Annotated in this window: 17 protein-coding genes and 2 pseudogenes; 12 read left to right on the top strand and 7 right to left on the bottom strand. The window is 58.8% G+C overall.

The features are described 5' to 3' along the window. The 4 genes from JCM25143_RS06805 to JCM25143_RS06790 form a co-directional block, all read left to right on the top strand. On the top strand, positions 1–711 hold a 711-nt coding region (locus tag JCM25143_RS06805; protein WP_025860469.1), incomplete at its 5' end, for a TonB-dependent receptor. Continuing rightward, entirely contained in the window at positions 711–995 is a 285-nt protein-coding gene (locus JCM25143_RS06800) for a hypothetical protein (RefSeq protein ID WP_025860468.1), read from the top strand. The genes JCM25143_RS06805 and JCM25143_RS06800, both read left to right, overlap by 1 nt. Position 996: 1 nt before the next feature. Next, the gene (locus JCM25143_RS06795; RefSeq protein ID WP_025860467.1) at positions 997–2,550 is read left to right on the top strand and encodes a PepSY-associated TM helix domain-containing protein; all 1,554 of its coding nucleotides are present in this window, start codon (positions 997–999) and stop codon (positions 2,548–2,550) included. Then, entirely contained in the window at positions 2,550–2,912 is a 363-nt protein-coding gene (locus JCM25143_RS06790) for a DUF3325 domain-containing protein (protein ID WP_025860466.1), read from the top strand. The genes JCM25143_RS06795 and JCM25143_RS06790 overlap by 1 nt, the downstream gene beginning before the upstream one ends. Before the next feature lie 68 nt (positions 2,913–2,980). Here the strand turns inward: JCM25143_RS06790 and glpK are convergent, their stop codons facing one another. The 4 genes and pseudogenes from glpK to JCM25143_RS06770 all read right to left on the bottom strand — a co-directional run bounded on the left by glpK (position 2,981) and on the right by JCM25143_RS06770 (position 7,817). Then, positions 2,981–4,480: a glycerol kinase GlpK gene (gene glpK, locus JCM25143_RS06785; protein WP_025860465.1), complete on the bottom strand. Its 1,500-nt coding sequence runs from the start codon at positions 4,478–4,480 to the stop codon at positions 2,981–2,983. A 27-nt stretch (positions 4,481–4,507) separates the two neighbouring features. Beyond that, positions 4,508–5,325, bottom strand: a pseudogene (locus tag JCM25143_RS17610) (MIP/aquaporin family protein). Positions 5,326–5,384: 59 nt separating this feature from the next. Next, entirely contained in the window at positions 5,385–6,920 is a 1,536-nt protein-coding gene (gene glpD / locus JCM25143_RS06775; RefSeq protein ID WP_081773499.1) for a glycerol-3-phosphate dehydrogenase, read from the bottom strand. Between the two features lie 105 nt (positions 6,921–7,025). Beyond that, positions 7,026–7,817: a DeoR/GlpR family DNA-binding transcription regulator gene (locus tag JCM25143_RS06770; protein WP_025860463.1), complete on the bottom strand. Its 792-nt coding sequence runs from the start codon at positions 7,815–7,817 to the stop codon at positions 7,026–7,028. Positions 7,818–8,073: 256 nt separating this feature from the next. Between JCM25143_RS06770 and JCM25143_RS22715 the strand changes: the two genes are divergently transcribed. The 5 genes and pseudogenes from JCM25143_RS22715 (at position 8,074) to JCM25143_RS17600 (ending at position 11,695) form a co-directional block, all read left to right on the top strand. After that, the gene (locus tag JCM25143_RS22715; RefSeq protein WP_199897843.1) at positions 8,074–8,697 is read left to right on the top strand and encodes an aromatic ring-hydroxylating oxygenase subunit alpha; all 624 of its coding nucleotides are present in this window, start codon (positions 8,074–8,076) and stop codon (positions 8,695–8,697) included. Between the two features lie 71 nt (positions 8,698–8,768). Continuing rightward, the gene (locus JCM25143_RS22710; protein ID WP_199897842.1) at positions 8,769–9,113 is read left to right on the top strand and encodes a hypothetical protein; all 345 of its coding nucleotides are present in this window, start codon (positions 8,769–8,771) and stop codon (positions 9,111–9,113) included. Continuing rightward, positions 9,103–10,053 carry a PDR/VanB family oxidoreductase gene (locus JCM25143_RS06755; RefSeq protein WP_025860461.1) on the top strand — a complete coding sequence of 317 codons (951 nt, stop codon included), beginning with the start codon at positions 9,103–9,105 and terminating at the stop codon, positions 10,051–10,053. The genes JCM25143_RS22710 and JCM25143_RS06755 overlap by 11 nt, the downstream gene beginning before the upstream one ends. A 72-nt stretch (positions 10,054–10,125) precedes the next feature. Then, complete coding sequence (locus JCM25143_RS06750; protein ID WP_025860460.1) at positions 10,126–10,317, top strand: DUF4089 domain-containing protein; 192 nt, start codon at positions 10,126–10,128, stop codon at positions 10,315–10,317. Beyond that, positions 10,314–11,695 (top strand): annotated as a pseudogene (locus JCM25143_RS17600) (AtzE family amidohydrolase). Before JCM25143_RS06750 ends, JCM25143_RS17600 begins: the two are co-directional and overlap by 4 nt. Positions 11,696–11,711: 16 nt before the next feature. Here JCM25143_RS17600 and JCM25143_RS06740 read toward each other — a convergent pair. Continuing rightward, positions 11,712–12,221, bottom strand: coding sequence for a MarR family winged helix-turn-helix transcriptional regulator (locus JCM25143_RS06740; protein WP_025860459.1), 510 nt, complete (start codon positions 12,219–12,221; stop codon positions 11,712–11,714). A 144-nt stretch (positions 12,222–12,365) separates the two neighbouring features. On the opposite strand from JCM25143_RS06740, the gene JCM25143_RS06735 reads away from it, so the two are divergent. From JCM25143_RS06735 to JCM25143_RS23715, 3 genes are read left to right on the top strand one after another with little or no spacing between them, the layout of a single operon-like run. Beyond that, positions 12,366–13,625, top strand: a complete 1,260-nt coding sequence (locus JCM25143_RS06735) for an amidohydrolase/deacetylase family metallohydrolase (RefSeq protein ID WP_025860458.1) — start codon at positions 12,366–12,368, stop codon at positions 13,623–13,625. Positions 13,626–13,641: 16 nt separating this feature from the next. Further along, positions 13,642–13,977 (top strand): hypothetical protein, encoded by a 336-nt coding sequence (locus JCM25143_RS23720; RefSeq protein WP_234395051.1) that lies wholly within the window; start codon positions 13,642–13,644, stop codon positions 13,975–13,977. Continuing rightward, positions 13,959–14,465, top strand: coding sequence for an alpha/beta hydrolase (locus JCM25143_RS23715; protein WP_234395045.1), 507 nt, complete (start codon positions 13,959–13,961; stop codon positions 14,463–14,465). The genes JCM25143_RS23720 and JCM25143_RS23715 overlap by 19 nt, the downstream gene beginning before the upstream one ends. A 51-nt stretch (positions 14,466–14,516) precedes the next feature. Here JCM25143_RS23715 and hpxZ read toward each other — a convergent pair whose 3' ends face one another. Further along, a complete protein-coding gene (gene hpxZ / locus JCM25143_RS17590; protein ID WP_035370624.1) occupies positions 14,517–14,912 on the bottom strand; it encodes an oxalurate catabolism protein HpxZ in 396 nt (131 codons plus the stop codon). A gap of 35 nt (positions 14,913–14,947) precedes the next feature. Beyond that, positions 14,948–16,564, bottom strand: a complete 1,617-nt coding sequence (locus JCM25143_RS06720; RefSeq protein WP_035370623.1) for a GMC family oxidoreductase — start codon at positions 16,562–16,564, stop codon at positions 14,948–14,950. Between the last annotated feature and the right edge of the window lie 26 nt (positions 16,565–16,590).

The raw sequence follows: 16,590 nt of genomic DNA, 5'->3' as shown, positions 1-16,590 counted from the left end.
GCCGTATTCAAGCCTCTTAAGAATGTTTCCATTTATGGCAACTGGATTCAGGGCCTTCAGCAGGGCGGCACTGTTGCCTCCAACTATGCCAATGCGGGACAGGTTTTCGCACCCTACAAATCCACGCAGTATGAAGTGGGCATAAAAGCAGACCTGAAAAAATTCATTGTCAGCTTTGATGTCTTCCAGATCACCCAGCCCAGCCTCACCTATGATGTCAAAACCAACATCCAGTCTGAAAATGGTGAGCAGCGCAACCGGGGACTGGAACTCAATATTGCGGGCGAAATCGTTCACGGATTACGGGCCACGGGCGGTGTGATGCTGATTGACGCCCGCATGAAGAAAACCCAAGGAGGTGCTTATGATGGCCAGCGTGCCCCCAATACCGCACCGGTTAACTTCAACATGGGGCTGGATTACGATATCCCGTTTGTGAAAAACCTCGCTGTGACGGCAGATGTCATGTACACGGCCTTTGAATATATCGAAAACAGCACCTCTAACCGCAGGCGTATTCCCGGCTGGGTCAGGCTGGACATGGGTGCGCGCTATTCCATGAAAAACCCTGCCTCGCAGGAGGGAAAGCTGACCTTCATGCTCAATGTCGATAATGTCACCAACGAACGCTACTGGAACTCGGGTGGTTACAACTACCTTTCTCTCAGTGCGCCACGTACGTTCCGCTTCGGGGTAACGGCGGACTTCTGATGGCGCAATCAGGGCTGAAAACAACCGGACGCATCATACTGACTCTGGGGGGCGGATACTGGGCTACATCCGCATCTTTCGTCCTATTCGCCTTTCTGATGATCGCCTGCGGTCTACCGCGGGTAGAGGCCACAACACTCAGTATGATGCTGGCTTTTCTCCTGTATCCCTGCCTCATCCTGTGGGTTTTTGGCGCACGCAGGATCGGGAATCCTTTTGTGGTGTTCTGCGCGCTGATCGTGGCCGGACACATCGCGCCCTTCTTTTTCTCGCAGGGGCACTGACATGGAACCCGATTTCCGCCGCGCCATGGGCTGGCTGCACACATGGTCCGGTGTGGTGCTGGGCTGCATTCTGTTTGCCATTTTCTGGATGGGAACACTCTCGGTTTTCGATATCGAGATAGACCAGTGGATGAAACCCGCCACACGCCTGCCCCCAGCGGCGCAGGCACTCCCTCTGGAGAGTTTCCGCCCATCGCTGAACGAGGCCATTGCGGCGCGAGCACCTTTCTGGAATGTGGAACTACCCAATGATCGCCAGTCGGTTGCAAGCGTGCATTACCGCAGCAAAAGCGGGGCTGTCAGCCACGATATCGACCCGGTATCGGGGCATGTGCTGCCTGATACAGGCACCCTTGGAGCCAGCGGGTTTATTTTCCCCTTTCATTACACGCTGCACATCAAGCTGATGAATTTGGGAGAGTGGCTGGTGGGGCTGGCCTCCATGGCCATGCTGGTTCTGTGCGTGAGCGGAGTTATCATTCACCGCAAGATTTTTGCGGAGTTTTTTACCTTCCGTCCGCGCAAGCAGTCCCGGCGGCTATTGCTAGACCTGCACAATCTCTCCGGTGTGCTGGGGTTGCCATTCCATATCATCCTGACCTTTTCGGGCCTGACCATTCTGGGGGCAACGTTTTTCCCCACCGGCATCAAAACACTTTATCCCTCCCCGCGCGGATATTTTTACGAGGCCAATAGCCTGTCGTTCCTCAACACCAAGCCCGGACAGCCCGGTGCGCCTGTCGTCTCGCTAGATGAAACATTCAAACAGGCCAATGCTCTATGGGGAGGTGACAGGCCCGAGACCGTACTGGTGTTCAATCCCGGCAAAACAACCGGCCGCATCGCGTTCTTTCGGAGCACCGAACAACAGGTTGTCATGAACAGGGATGTGGTGGCTTTCAGCAGCACAACCGGCGAACTGCTGTCGCACCCGCCCGCACCCCGCCCGATCATACGTGCCCAGCGCTTTCTAAGCGGCCTGCATTTCATCCATTTCCATCACTGGGTACTGCGCTGGCTGTATTTCGTGCTGGGGCTTGGTAGCTGCTGCATGATCGCTACGGGTTATCTGTTCTGGCAGGAATCCCGCCGCGCCAGACAGGCGGGCACATTCGGTTTCAGGTTGGTGGAAGGACTAAGTGCAGGTTCGATTACCGGCATTATTATTGCAACACTGGCTTTTTTCATCAGTAACCGCCTTCTGCTACCCGGCGCACATATTCTGGGGGTTGAACGGGCCGCGCTGGAAGTCTGGTGCTTTTACCTTGTCTGGCTTGCCACTTTTTTGCACGGGTGGTTCTGGCCACGCGGGATATGGGTTAGCCAAAGTGCAGCCATCAGCATTCTGGCAGCTTTGGCCGCAGTACTGAACTGGCTGACAACGGGAGATCACCCGCTTCATACACTCTCCCACCGCTATCTTTGGCCTGTTGGCGGCATGGATCTGGTATTGCTTGCGGGCAGTGCGCTGGCTTTGCTGACAGCCATCAGACTGGCGCGCAGGAAACAGAACGCCACCACCGCACCCCGCCAGCCTGCCGGGAAAACCACATAATGGCCGCCTACCTGTTCTACCTGCCTCTTGGCCTATGCCTGTTCATGGCCTTTGCCCTGCTGGCCCTGACACAGTTCACCCACCGCCGCGCGACAGGCACGGCAGAACTCTCCACCCAGCGGGCACGGCTGATCCGGCTCGTGGCCACAGCCCTGCTGCTATTCGCCCTGACTGGCGCGATTAAGCATGAAAATAGTGGGTTCGGGGGGCTGCTCTGGGCCGGGCTACTCTCGCTCTGCGCCTGCACCGTAGCCTTGCTACTGGGGTGGTGTCCGCAGATATTCAGCCCGCTGGCACGGCTAATGGCAAAACCTTTACCGCCCGAACGGCCTACTGGAAAAACCGAAACAACACTGAGATAATCTGAGGGTTTTTATAAATAAACTCACCCCGGCAGTTTAGGCGCCGGGGTGAGTTTGCAAGGCTGCACTCAGCCTGCGGGATAAGTGCTGAGCGTGCGTTTGACCGCTTCATGCCATCCGGCAATCATGGTGCGGCGCTGCCCCTGTTCCATCTTGGGTTCAAACAGGGAGCCTCTGGCCCATTCCGTGGCGACAGTCTCTTCGTTTTCCCAGATACCTGTTGCCATACCGGCCAGAAAACCCGCCCCCATGGCTGTGGTTTCCACATTAAGCGGGCGCTCGACCTTGGCCTGAAGCATATCGGCCAAAAACTGGCAGTACCAGTCATTGGCCGACATCCCGCCATCCACGCGAATGCTCTCGGCCGCAACAGCGCCATCCTGCTGCATGGCCGTAACCAGATCGAGGGTCTGAAACGCTACGGATTCCAACGCGGCACGGGCAATATGCGCTGCTGTCGCATCCAGCGTCAGCCCGCAGATCAGCCCACGGGCGTCCGGGTCCCAGTGCGGAGCACCCAGCCCCACGAAACCGGGCACCATATACACACCGTGGCTATGGGGCACGCGAGTAGCCATGTCGTCGGTCTGGGAGGCATGGGTAATCAGGTGCAACCCGTCACGCAGCCATTTGATGGCCGCACCAGCCACAAAAATGGAGCCTTCAAGCGCGTAGGTAGCTTTGCCATTCAGCCGGTAGGCAATGGTGGTCAGCATCCGGTTGCTCGAGATAACCGGCTTGTCGCCCGTATTGAGCAGAACAAAGCAGCCGGTGCCATACGTGGCCTTGGCCATACCGGGCGTAAAACACGCCTGCCCCACCACAGCGGCCTGCTGGTCGCCCGCGATACCGGCAATGGGAATGGCCCGCCCGAACAGAGCCGGATCAGTCTCGCCATACAGGGTGCTGCTGTCCTTGACTTCGGGCAGCAGGGCCGCAGGAATACGGAACAGGCGCAAAAGCTCCTCGTCCCAGATCTGGCGATGAATATCGAACAGCGATGTGCGCGCGGCGTTGGTGGCATCTGTTGCATGCACCTTTCCACCCGTCAGCCGCCACAGAATGAAGGAGTCGATCGTGCCAAAGGCTAGTTCACCCTTTTCGGCACGAGCGCGTGCGCCCTCAACATTGTCGAGTATCCATGCGAGCTTGGTGGCCGAAAAATACGGGTCCAGCAGCAGGCCGGTGCGCTCACGCACCAGATTTTCAGCCCCGTCCTCACGCAGTTTCTGGCAAATTGTGGCCGTGCGGCGGTCCTGCCAGACAATGGCGCGGTGGATCGGTTTACCCGTAGCGCGCTCCCATACCACGATGGTTTCGCGCTGGTTGGTAATACCAATACCCGCCACCCGGTCGCGCGCACCGCTTTTTTCAAGGGCTTCGCGGGCCGTATTCAGCACATCGCGCCAGATATCTTCCGGGCAATGCTCCACCCATCCGGCATTCGGATAATGCTGGGGAAATTCCTGCCGTGCCGCCGCCAGTTCCTGCGCATTCCGGTCAAAGACGATACTACGGGTTGAGGTCGTTCCCTGATCAATGGCCAGGACACAGTCTTGCATGCTCATGTGGAATAGTCCTTCCGGGTCGAACGCTCAGTCAGCCGAAAAAGCGGAACTGGCTGATTTTGCGGGCATGAATGGGCGCAGCAGGCACTGATACAGCGTGGCACCGACAAGCCCGCCGCATAGTGGCCCGACAATGGGCACCCACCAGTAGTTTTGAGGTCCCGGCAGGCGGAAGCCCCCCAGCCGGCAACATAGCAGAACAGGCGCGGCCCGAAGTCACGCGCCGGATTAAGCGCCCAGCCTTCCAGATTGCCGGACGCCGCCCCGATAATGGCCACCAGAAGGCCAATGATCAGCGCGCCGGAATTGGCCTGCGGAGCTACCGTATTATATTCACAGGTGATGGCGAAAATGCCGAGCACCAGAAACGCCGTGAGAATGATCTCGTCAGTCAGGGCATGCAGGGGCGTTATCGCCTCGCCCGGCATGGTGAAGAACACGCCGCCAGCAGCACCATCATGAACAAAATCGAGTTGGTGCACCTGTGCGAAATGCACGATCACCGGCCCATACAGCGCATAAACCAATGCGGCACCGGCAAAGCCCCCCAGAATCTGGGCTGCCCAGTACGGCACGACTTTTTTCCATGAAAAGCCACGGTAACAGGCTAGTGCGAGTGTAACTGCCGGGTTGGCATGCGTGCCAGAAACAGCGCCAGTCACATAAATGGCGATGGTAACGCCAAGCCCCCACGTAATGGCCAGCCCCCAGTAGGAAAGCTTGTACGGGCTGGGGTCATACAGCGCGTACATGGCCACGGCGGAATCGCCAATCATGACGATAATCAGCGTGGCCAGCCATTCGGAGATCAATTCACCCAGCAGGGTAAATCTGGTTTTGTTCATGTCTTTCCTCTTTTTTTATTCTTGTTTTTCAGGAAAGGGCTCAGGCGGTCTGGCCGGTTTTACCCGAGCTTCTGCCGCATATAGGCTTCCACTCCGGCTTTGGCTTCTTCATCCAGATGCAGGCCCAGCTTGCTACGCCGCCACAGAACATCCTCCGCTGTGCGGGCCCATTCATGGGTTATCAGATAATCGATCTCGCGTGTACCCAGATCACTCCCCGCCAGCAAGCCCATCTCATCCAGAGATGTCGCATTGCCAATAATCTCGTACGCCCGACTGCCATAATTACGCATCAGACGCCAGGCAAGACCTTCGGGCAGCCACGGAGCCGCGTGGTTCAGCCGGTCCAGTGCGCCACCAAACCCACCTTCGCCAATGTCGCCACCGGGCAGAACCTCATTCGCAGTCCAGCTCTGGCCAGACACGGCAGGCAGAACCGGCGCCAGCTTTTCCAGCGCGTGCTCGGCCAGCTTGCGGTATGTCGTGATCTTGCCACCAAAAATGGACAGCAGCGGTGCGCCACCCTGCGTATCCAGATCCAGCACGTAATCGCGCGTAACTGCCGAGGCATTGGCTGAGGCATCATCATACAGAGGACGCAGGCCCGCGTAGCTCCAGACCACATCGGACTCGCTGACCGTGGTGCGGAAATACCGGTTTACGCTTTCGCACAGATAGCTGATTTCTTCCGGGGCAATGGCAACCTTGCCCGGTTCCTGCTCCCACGGAATATCGGTGGTGCCGATCAGGGTGAAGTCCTGCTCGTAGGGAATGGCAAAAACGATACGCTTGTCCGGGTTCTGGAAAATATAGGCCTGCGGGCCTTCAAAGACACGCGGCACAATAATGTGGCTGCCCTTGACCAGACGGACAGACTTGGAATTGGGCACCTTGAGCGTATCTGCCAGCAGCCGCGCCACCCAAGGCCCGGCCGCGTTGACCATAGCCCGCGCCCGCACGGTGGTGTGCGCACCCGTGGCGCGGTCTTCCAGCGTGGCTTCCCACACGCCATCTACACGGCTGGCGGCAATAAGCCGGGTGCGGGTACGGATGTCCGCACCGCGCTGCGCCGCGTCAATGGCGTTGAGCACAACCAGACGGCTGTCCTGCACCCAACCATCGGAATAGATAAAGCCCTTGGTGTATTCCGGCTTGAGCGCCCGGCCGGATGAATGCACCCGGAAATCCACCCCGTGCGACTTGGGGAGCGTCATGTTGGACGCCAGATGATCGTAAAGGAACAGCCCGGCCCGGAGCATCCATGCCGGACGCACCAGCTTGGAATGCGGTAGCACAAAGCGCATGGGCCAGATAATGTGCGGTGCGATTTTCAGCAGGCGCTCACGCTCCATGAGCGCTTCACGCACCAGCCGGAATTCATAATATTCCAGATACCTCAGGCCACCATGCACCAGCTTTGTGCTGGCCGATGAGGTATAGCTGGCCAGATCATCCTGCTCCACCAGCAGAACAGAGGCACCGCGCCCGGTCGCATCGCGTGCGATACCCGCGCCGTTTACCCCACCGCCGACAACGAGCAGGTCATAAGGGACGTTGGTTGATACAGTCTGTGACATGATCCGGGCTGGTTCCATCAAAACGAAATTGTCCACAGCTTATTCGAAAACGAAAACAAAAAGCAAGATTTTCGCGCAAGCCCACACCAGACTCCGCGCAAACGTGTTCGTTTACGAAAAAAACTACCCAGTCTGGCCCGTTCCATCGCTGGAAACGACGTGCAACCGCACATTGTTCTCCTGCAGGATGGTGCGGATTCCCGCCGGGGGTGGCTGGTCAGTATAAAACGCGCTGACCTGCGCAATATGCCCCACACGCGCCATGGGCCTGCGGTGGAACTTGGTGTGATCCGCCAGCAGAAACACCGTACGCGCATTGCGCAGGATCGCCTGGGCCGCGTTGATTTCATCCGCATCGAAATCCAGCAGCGTGCCATCCTCATCAATCCCGCTTATCCCGATCACCCCGAAATCGGCGCGGTACTGCTCGATCATGGCGGCTGCCGCCGGGCCGACAATCCCGCCATCGCGCAGGCGCACGCTGCCGCCTGCAATAATCAGGCTACAATCGGGAGCTGGGGCCAGAAGACTGGCGACATGGATATTGTTGGTTATGACCCGCAGCGCCCTGTGCCCACGCAGGCTACGGGCAAAGGCCTCGGTGGTGGTGCCGATATTGATGAATAGCGAGGCTCCATCCGGTATGGCGCGGGCGGCCTCGCGGCCTATGGCTTCCTTTTCGCGCAGATGCAGGATCTGGCGGTCGGAATAATCGATATTCTCGGCCTGCGAGAGCGGGCTGGCCCCACCATGATGCCGGGTCAGCCACCCTTGGGCATCCATGCAGTTTACATCGCGCCGGACTGTCTGCACCGTAACATCAAGCACACGGGCCAGTTCCTCGCTGCTCAGATATCCACGCTGGTTAACCAGTTCAAGAATACGCGCGCGACGAATATCAACAGCGCTTGCCATGCGTCCTTTATGCCCCTGTAACAGCCGGGATCACCCCTGCGCGATACCGAAAACGCCCGCCCTTGGTGCCCCAGACCCGCTTGCGCCGTCAACACCGGGCAAAAAAACGCAAAAAAAACGCACAGGCCCGGATACCCGCTCAGCCATGTATGACGGCTTGGCGTTTTTGTTCTGGCATCAGAATGGTCTTGCACGGCAAAAATAATCAGTATACTGATATAAAAACGGCACGCCCCCCTAGCCATGGAGACATTGCATGTCTGTCAAAACCATCCTGTCCGAACTGGAAGGGTGCACGGATTCCGCCCTGCTGAACGACTGGCACGTTGTTGCCTATTCCACTGATCTGGAACAGGGCAAGCTGCTGCCCGTAACCCTTATGGAACGCGATCTGGTGCTCTGGCGCTCCGCCTCGGGCGATGTGCACGCATGGGACGATCTGTGCATCCACCGTGGCGCACGCCTGTCCAAAGGGTGTATCGAGCGCGATACCGTTGTCTGCCCCTATCATGGCTGGCGCTATAACGATCAGGGGAGTTGCGTGCTTATTCCCGCAGCCCCCAACGAGCCCCCCATGAAAAAGGCCCGAGCCATTACCCACCCCGTCAAGGAACGGTACGGTTTTATCTGGGTCAGCACCGGCACCCCGGAAAAGGACATTCCCATTTTTCCCGAATGGGACGACGCCAGCTACCAGAAGGTGCATTGCGGCCCCTATACCTTCCGCTCCGGGTATCGCGCGGTCGAAAACTTCATGGACCCCAGCCATTTTCCGTTTGTGCATGCCGGGGTAAACGGCATTTACGACAACCCCGACCCCATCGCCCCCTATGATGTGGAACTGACAGAGGAAGGCTGGTCACCAGCGAGGTACGCGTAACCCAGCCTTATGGCGACCCGCGCCAGATTCCGGTCATTGCCTATTACGCTTACAAATGCTTTCGCCCGCTTGTGGCGTATTTCAAAAAACGTCTGGTTATCCAGAACCCCGAAGACCAGCATCTGGGCAATGAGGATGACCGCTTCTGCACGTTCCTGACCACGCAGATGGTCGATCAGCAGACCAGCATCGTGCGGATCTGCTGCGCCATGAACTTCAACCCGCAACCGACGGTTGAGGATGTCCGCCGCCGTCAGGACATTGTCTATGCGCAGGATGCGGGCATTGTCGATACACAGCGCCCCGAACGTATCCCGGTTGATCTGCGGCTGGAACTGCACCACCGCAGCGACCTGCTGGGGCAGAAATACCGCAAATGGATCCAGACCATGGGAATTACCTACGGTGTCTTCTGAAGGTTCGGCCCTCTCCACCCGGCTGGCCATCATTACCGCCCGGCAGGTTGCCGGGCGGGACATCTGCCTGCTGACCCTGCAGGCCGAGGATGGCACCCCCCTGCCCCCGGCAACACCGGGGGCCCATATCGACGTACACCTGCCCGATGGCCGGAGCCGACAATACTCTCTGCTGTCATCCGCTCCCTATACCATCGCCATCAAGGCCGTGCGGGACGGGCGTGGGGCTTCGCAATGGCTGCATGATACGCTCAGCGTGGGCGATACCATCCGAATTGGCACGCCCAGAAACAATTTTGGCCTGCGCGAAGGGGCGACCGATACCGTGCTGCTGGCAGGCGGGATCGGGGTTACGGCCCTTTTGTGCATGTATGATGCGCTGGTGGCTGGTGGCCACACGGTCTGCTTGCATTACTGGGCCCGCTCGGTGGAGGAAACATTCCTGCATGCGCAGCTTTCCGGCAGGCCGGGGCTGCATATCCATGCATGCGGTGGCCGTGTCACCTCAATGGCCGCAATCATAGCCGAACATGGACCGCAAGCTGACCTCTACTGCTGCGGCCCCACACGGATGCTGGCCGAGTTTACGGCTCTGACACAAGACCGTGCCCCCAGCACAGTCCATATCGAACGTTTTGAGGCTGACAGTGCCGCCATGCCTATAGCGGCGGATGAGGGGTTCAGTGTCAGGCTGGCACGCAGCGGCACCACCATTGCTGTTGGCAAGGATCAGTCCATTCTCGAAGCCCTGACGGATGCCGGGGTCGATATCGAATATTCCTGCGAGGAAGGACTGTGCGGTGCATGCGAAGTGCGCCTGCTGGAAGGCGATCCCCTGCACCGCGACAGCGTACGCACACCAAACGAGCATGACCAGCGCCGCACCATCATGCTGTGTGTAAGCCGGGCACGCTCAGGCACACTGGTGCTGGACCTGTAAACAGACACAAAAAAAAACCGCCCCCTTACGCCGGGGCGAATGGATCGGCAGTATAGCAGGAGGCGTCTTTTCATGAGCACATCAGCACCTTTCCCGAGTGAGGAAGACGTGCAGGCACTGGCCCGGCTGGCAAGGCTTGAACTCGCTACCGACCACCTGCCAGGCATTGTGCAAAATATGCGCATCCTCCAGCATTATTCTGATCTGATTGAAGACTTCCCTCTTTCGGACCATTGCGCACCCGCTTTTGGATATGTGCCATGACAGCGGGCGTGCAGACACTGGCAGAGAGAGTGCGCGCTGGAAAAGCGCGGGTAAGCGACATTATCCGAACAACCATGGAAGACATCACCCGGCGGGACAATGGCCTGAATGCCGTAACAAACGTTCTGGCAACACGCGCCATGAATGCTGCGGCGGCACAGGACGCCTATCTAGATGCCGGGGGCACACCCGGCCCACTGGCTGGTGTGCCGTTCGGGGTGAAGGATCTTTTCGATCTGGAAGGCATGACCACCACCGCAGGGTCCATGGCGCTGGCGGATACACCGCCCGCCACACAGGATGCGCTGGTCATTACCCGGCTGATCCGGGCTGGGGCCATTCCTGTCGCAACACTGAACATGGATGAATTCGCCTACGGGTTTGTAACCGAAAACGCCCATTACGGCCGCACCGCCAACCCGCATGACCCAGCCAGACTGGCGGGCGGCTCCTCGGGCGGTTCGGCTGCCAGTGTCGCGGCGGGTCTGCTGCCTTTCTCCCTTGGTTCGGACACGAATGGTTCCATCCGGGTTCCTGCCTCTCTGTGCGGCGTGTGGGGACTGCGCCCCACTTATGGACGGCTGCCGCTCGACGGAGTTTATCCCTTTGCCGCCAGCCTCGACACGATCGGGCCGTTTACACGCAATGCCACCGACCTGCGGCTTGTCTTTTCTGCCCTGACCTCAGAAACCCCACCCAGCGCGACCGAAACAGTAGCGGACAGCCAGACCGGCACCCTGCGGGTTGCCCGCCTAGGTGGGTGGTTTGCCAAAAATCTTGCTCCCGAGCTTGAACATGGCATTGCCCGTATCATGAACCATCTGGCACCCGGCATGTGGTAGAACTGCCCGAAGTGGAACGCGCACGGGCCGCTGCTTTTCTCATGACCGCTGCCGAGGGCGGCAACCTGCATCTGCCACGCCTGCGCACCAACCCGCAGGCCTATGACCCGGCCACACGCGACCGCCTGCTGGCCGGAGCCCTGTTACAGGCAGGGCCGGTGATACAGGCACACCGGTTCCGCACATGGTTTCGTGAGGCAATACAGGCCATTTTCAACAAGCATGACATTCTCATAGCCCCGGCAACCCCCGGCCCCGCCCCGCTTCAGGCCAATCCGATCCTGACACTGGATGGTAGACCCGTGCCCGCGCGCGCCAATCTGGGCCTGTTTACCCAGCCCATCAGCCTTGCCGGTGTGCCCGTGCTCAGCGCTCCGCTCCCTCCGGCTTGCACAGGACATAATGCAACAGCACCCGACATGCCGCTTGGCATTCAGCTTATCGCAGCGCCCGGTCAGGAAGAACGCCTACTTTCACTGGGGATCATGCTGGAAAAAGCGGGCCTACTGGGCAGGCCAGCCGCGCAATGGCCATAAAAAAATCCTGACAGAGTCAGGATTTTACAGGAGCCCGGCTATGAATATTTCCCGCTTCGGTCAAGGTTTTCATGGCGGACATGAACTGCGCGCGACCTTTTACGGGCAGGGCTTCAATTGTACGGGCATGGGCGCGGCGGGCGGGCTCGCTCATCTGATCGAGAATATCCTGCCCCGCCTGCGTTAGAAAAACCTGCTTCACACGCCTGTCATGCTGCGCGTTTTCACGCCGCAACACATCGCGTTTTTCAAGCCGGGCCACCACATTGGCTAAAGTCGCCCGGTCAACACCGATAGCCTGACCCAGCTCATGCTGATCCTTGCCCGGATACAGGCTGACCATGCTCATGATACTGTACTGGACAGGCGTTATGTCAAAACCGCTGCATTCTTCCATGAAAAGCGAGACATGGATCTGATGCAGCCGACGGATAAGAAAACCGGGCCGTTCCAGAATCGCCTGTGTCCAGGCCTGATCAGGCTCTGAGGCCTCAGCGATGATATCGGGGGACGACTGATTTTTCATGTCGAGAAGCTAACAGATTTCGCCTGCCCTGCCAAACATTGCATAGGTTTATCGGTTTTTTCCGCTCCTGCCGGGTATTTACGCTTGCCTGCCCCGTCAATAAATCAGTATACTGATCAATAATCTTACAAAGGATGTCTGATAATGCCTGTTGACCTGATCCTGCGCTCCGGCACGGTAATTGATCCGCTTACAAAACGAAATGAGGTGCTGGACATCGCCATCACCAACGGGCGGATCTCGCACATGGCGCCCCGGCTCGGGCCAGACATTACGGCATCCAGAGAAATTGACGTAACAGGCCGCATTGTAGCACCGGGGCTGATCGATACTCACGGGCATATCTACCAGCATGTTACAGGCCGGTTTGGCCTCAATCCTGACCTCGTTGGCGTGCGTTCGGGGGTTACCACCATTATCGATCAGGGCGGCCCAAGCTGCATGACACTGGGCGGTTTCCGCCATTTTGTGGCCGAACCAGCCGATACGCGCGTGCTGTGCTTCCTGTCCGCCTATCTGGTGGGTGGGCTTGAAGGCCACCTCTACCCCGAACTCTATGGCCCCGGTCAGACGAATGTCGAACACAGCGTACGGGTTGCCCGCGATAACGCCGATATCGTGCGGGGCATCAAGGGCCATGCGGAAATCGGCGGCATTTCACGCTGGGGGCTTGAGGTGGTCAAGATCGGCAAGGAAATCGCCCGGCAGGCCGGTATTCCACTTTATGTCCATCTGGGTCAGCTCTGGCCAACACGGGAGGATGCGCCCGATATCAATGCGGATGATGTCGTACGCGAACTTGTCCCCCTGCTGGAAGAAGGCGATGTTCTGGCACATCCCTTCACGCGCCATCCGGGCGGATTTATTTCCATGGAAACAGGCGAGGTTCATCCTGTCGTCTGGGCTGCACTCGAGCGTGGCGTTACGGTTGATGTAGGCCATGGCTCGCATTTTTCGTTCGAGATGGCTGAACAAGTCATGCGCGCGGGTATTCGCCCTTACACGCTGGGGGCAGACATGCACGGCTATAATGTTAACGTGCCCGATATTACCGACAGTGAAGACCGTCAGGCCAACCCGTTTGCCGGGCGCGCGCCATTCAGCCTGACCAACGCCATGTCCAAGCTGCTCTATCTTGGCATGCCGCTGGAAGAGGTTGTGGCGACCGTAACCGCCAACCCGGCAAAAATGATTGGCATGTCCGACACACTCGGCTCACTTCAGGTGGGGCGTGAGGCGGATATCAGCGTGCTTAACCTTGAAAGCGGGCGCTTTGAAATGGCGGATAACAGTGGCGTTCGGGTCGTAACCGACACCATGGTTACCCCCGCCTTTACCCTGCGCGCGGGCAGGATTTTTGAGACGGACAGCCCCCTCAACCCGCCCGTCGTGCCTGTTCAGTAAAAGCGGAGCCAGCCCCATGCCCCATACCGGCGACAGCTCTGCCGAACAGGCCGCCCGTGACGCCGCCTATGACAATGTTGCCGCCGTGCCGGGCAGCCGGGAGTGGATGGCCCAGTTGCGTGCGGATTCAGCGCATTTTCGCGCGCATCCGCAAAGCGGGTGGCATGATGTGCAATGGGGGCCAGAGCCCGCCAACCGCTGGACATTATATCCCTCGCACCGGGCCCATGCCCCCTGCCTGATTTTCATTCATGGTGGGTACTGGCAGTGGAACCGGCCTGAAGACTTCGCCTGCCTAGCTGAAGGCTCATTGCCCATGGCTGGTCTGTCGCCATGCCTGCCCACACCTTAGCCCCCGCCGCCAGCCTGACGCGCATTGTCCACGAGCTTGAACAGGCACTGGACTGGCTGGCCGAACAGGGTGATTCCCATGGGATAAGCGGGCCTTATGTGCTGTCCGGCTGGTCGGCCGGGGGGACGCTGGCCACGCTACTGCTGGGGCATTCTCTCATTACATCAGGGCTGTGCCTGTCAGGTATTCATGATCTCGCTCCCCTACGTGAGACCTACCTGAACGCGGCACTGAACCTGAGTGCGCAGGAAATCGAAGAATTTTCTCCGCTGCACTTATCTCCCTGCCCCAAGCCGCTCTGCCTTGCCTTTGGCACGCAGGAACTACCGGTATTCGGGCGGGATGCCGCGGCACTCCATGGCCTGAGAAACCGCCACCAATGCCCGACAACGCTCATGCCTGTGCCGCAAATGGATCATTTCCGTATCCTTGACATGCTGCGCGCGCCAGACGGATTACTGACACGCTGGCTGGTGGAAACAACCTAACGCATCAATAAAAAACCCATTTGTGTAAAAAGGGTTTTTATACGTTTACAATCAGGGTGCGGTTTCTGGCCTGTCCGCCATCATGGATACATGGGCAGCCAGAATACGCCACCCGGCCTCCCCCCTGACCCATGTCTGCATCTGCCGCCCGATGGCCGTGCCACCAAGGCGGCAAAACTCCAGACTGACAACAGCCATTGTCTCATCCACACAAACAATGTGCCGCCACAGCACGTCGCGTGGGGGAGAACCACCCGGCCGGGCACGACGGAACGCCGCAATAGCCTGCGCACCATAGAGGTTTTCGCCCACACCGTAGCGCACCACCTCCGGCCCATTCCAAAACAGCGCATCAAGGGCGGGCAGGTCGTTACGGGCCAGAGCCTCCTCATAGGCATCAGCACATCGGGTGACCTGCGCCACAATATCCGGGTCATTCAGGCGCATTGGTCGCAATCCGCCTGTTTGTCGTGCCTGCGGCATCAGTGCTGGCGGGCATAGTCTTCGGCCAGCATGACCGCTCCCTTGCGCGCCAGCGCCTGACATGGCGCATTGGTGTTGGCGCTGACAATATTGGGCATGATGGACGCATCAATCACCCGCAGGTTTTCAACACCTTTAACGCGCAGGCGCGCATCCACCACTGCCCTGTCATCACTCCCCATGCGGCAGGTGCCCACAGGGTGCCACATGGTATTGACCACCTTGCGTATCCACTGGGCGATTTCCTCATCGCTCTGCACCGCGGCTCCGGGGGCTAGTTCTTCCTCCGTTACCTGAGCCAGCGAGTCCTGAGCCATGACCAAACGTGCCGCACGAATAGCCGCCACGGCATCGCTCAGGTCCTGCTCATCCTCCATGAAATTGGGGTTGATCAGCGGCATGGAATCAGGGTTTGCATCCGCCAGTCTGACCCAGCCACGACTGCGAGGCCGCAACAGCACCACCTCCAGCGTAACACCCGGCCGCTTGCCGGTAGGGATCAGGCCATCCTCGGAAATAACCGGCACATGGTAGCACTGCACGGTCGGGTCCGCCGTGAAATCCTGCGGGTTCCAGTGCGATACGGTCTCGATCCCGTTCCCTGCTATAGGCCCATCGCGCGTCAGCAGATACCGCAACCCGGCCTTGGCCGCACCCAGTCCGCTACAGATATCCTGATACCCCAGCTTGTCCCGCACATAAGTCCGCACGCAGCAGATCGGATGATCCTGCAGGTTTTCACCCACCTCCGGAGCATCAACCTTGACCGGAATACCGAATTTACTCAGCTCCGTCTGCGGTCCCACCCCGGAATGCATAAGAATTTTGGGGGATTGCACGGCCCCAGCCGACAGGACAACCTGCCGGGCCAGTACCCTGTGCGTACGCCCGCTGGCAAGATATTCCACACCATAGGCCTCCCCCTCGCGGATCAGCACGCGCGTAACGGTAACACCTGTAACAGCCTTGACCCGCCCTGATTTCAGGTGCCGACGCAGATAGGCATCGACAGCGTTGCAACGCCGCCCGTTGTGGATATTGGTCTGCACGGGTGAGACGCCTATCTGACTCTCCCCGTTGTAATCCACGTTATAGGGCAGTCCGTATTCCTGAAACGCCTTGACGCAGAGCTGGTTGAGCGGATTGATATGGCGTGTCAGCTCTATTTTCATATCGCCGCTGGCACCATGATAGGCGTTATGGAAGGTATCGCTACATTCCTGTGCCACGAAATGCTTCAGCATTTCCTCGTAGGACCAGTCTTCCTCGCCTTCTACCGCGTCGTTCCACTCATCATAATCGCGCTTCTGCCCACGCACATAGCACAACGCATTGACAGACGAGCCTCCCCCCATGACCTTGCCAGACCGATAAGGCCGGGGTGTGCCGTACTGGGGCACGGTATCATATTTCCATAAATGCCGGTCATGCTCGAGAAGCTTAGCATAGCCTGCGGGTATTTTTATCAACGGGTCCTTATCGGCCCCTCCGGCTTCCAGCAACGTGATACGGGCATCCGTATGTTCGGCCAGGTACCCCGCCACGACACAGCCGGATGCCCCCGCGCCGACAATAACGATATCTGTTTCCGTATCCGGCATTACTTTTGCTTTCATGCTGGGTTGTGGCGGCGCATCCCAGA

The sequence above is a fragment of the Acetobacter papayae JCM 25143 genome, from assembly GCF_000613285.1.
GTDB classification, from domain to species: Bacteria; Pseudomonadota; Alphaproteobacteria; order Acetobacterales; family Acetobacteraceae; genus Acetobacter; species Acetobacter papayae.
Note: the sequence above shows the minus strand (reverse complement) of the source record. Positions and strands in the feature narration are given on the sequence as shown.

Bases quoted from the DNA above. Each gene is read 5' to 3' on its own strand.
- hpxZ (WP_035370624.1), bottom strand. From the start codon at position 14,912: ATGCGCCTGAATGACCCGGATATTGTGGCGCAGGTCACCCGATGTGCT.
- JCM25143_RS22715 (WP_199897843.1), top strand. From the start codon at position 8,074: ATGTCTGTCAAAACCATCCTGTCCGAACTGGAAGGGTGCACGGATTCC.
- JCM25143_RS06795 (WP_025860467.1), top strand. From the start codon at position 997: ATGGAACCCGATTTCCGCCGCGCCATGGGCTGGCTGCACACATGGTCC.
- JCM25143_RS23720 (WP_234395051.1), top strand. From the start codon at position 13,642: ATGCCCCATACCGGCGACAGCTCTGCCGAACAGGCCGCCCGTGACGCC.
- JCM25143_RS06790 (WP_025860466.1), top strand. From the start codon at position 2,550: ATGGCCGCCTACCTGTTCTACCTGCCTCTTGGCCTATGCCTGTTCATG.
- JCM25143_RS06750 (WP_025860460.1), top strand. From the start codon at position 10,126: ATGAGCACATCAGCACCTTTCCCGAGTGAGGAAGACGTGCAGGCACTG.
- JCM25143_RS06800 (WP_025860468.1), top strand. From the start codon at position 711: ATGGCGCAATCAGGGCTGAAAACAACCGGACGCATCATACTGACTCTG.
- JCM25143_RS23715 (WP_234395045.1), top strand. From the start codon at position 13,959: ATGCCTGCCCACACCTTAGCCCCCGCCGCCAGCCTGACGCGCATTGTC.
- JCM25143_RS06770 (WP_025860463.1), bottom strand. From the start codon at position 7,817: ATGGCAAGCGCTGTTGATATTCGTCGCGCGCGTATTCTTGAACTGGTT.
- JCM25143_RS06735 (WP_025860458.1), top strand. From the start codon at position 12,366: ATGCCTGTTGACCTGATCCTGCGCTCCGGCACGGTAATTGATCCGCTT.
- glpK (WP_025860465.1), bottom strand. From the start codon at position 4,480: ATGAGCATGCAAGACTGTGTCCTGGCCATTGATCAGGGAACGACCTCA.
- JCM25143_RS06720 (WP_035370623.1), bottom strand. From the start codon at position 16,564: ATGAAAGCAAAAGTAATGCCGGATACGGAAACAGATATCGTTATTGTC.
- glpD (WP_081773499.1), bottom strand. From the start codon at position 6,920: ATGGAACCAGCCCGGATCATGTCACAGACTGTATCAACCAACGTCCCT.
- JCM25143_RS06740 (WP_025860459.1), bottom strand. From the start codon at position 12,221: ATGAAAAATCAGTCGTCCCCCGATATCATCGCTGAGGCCTCAGAGCCT.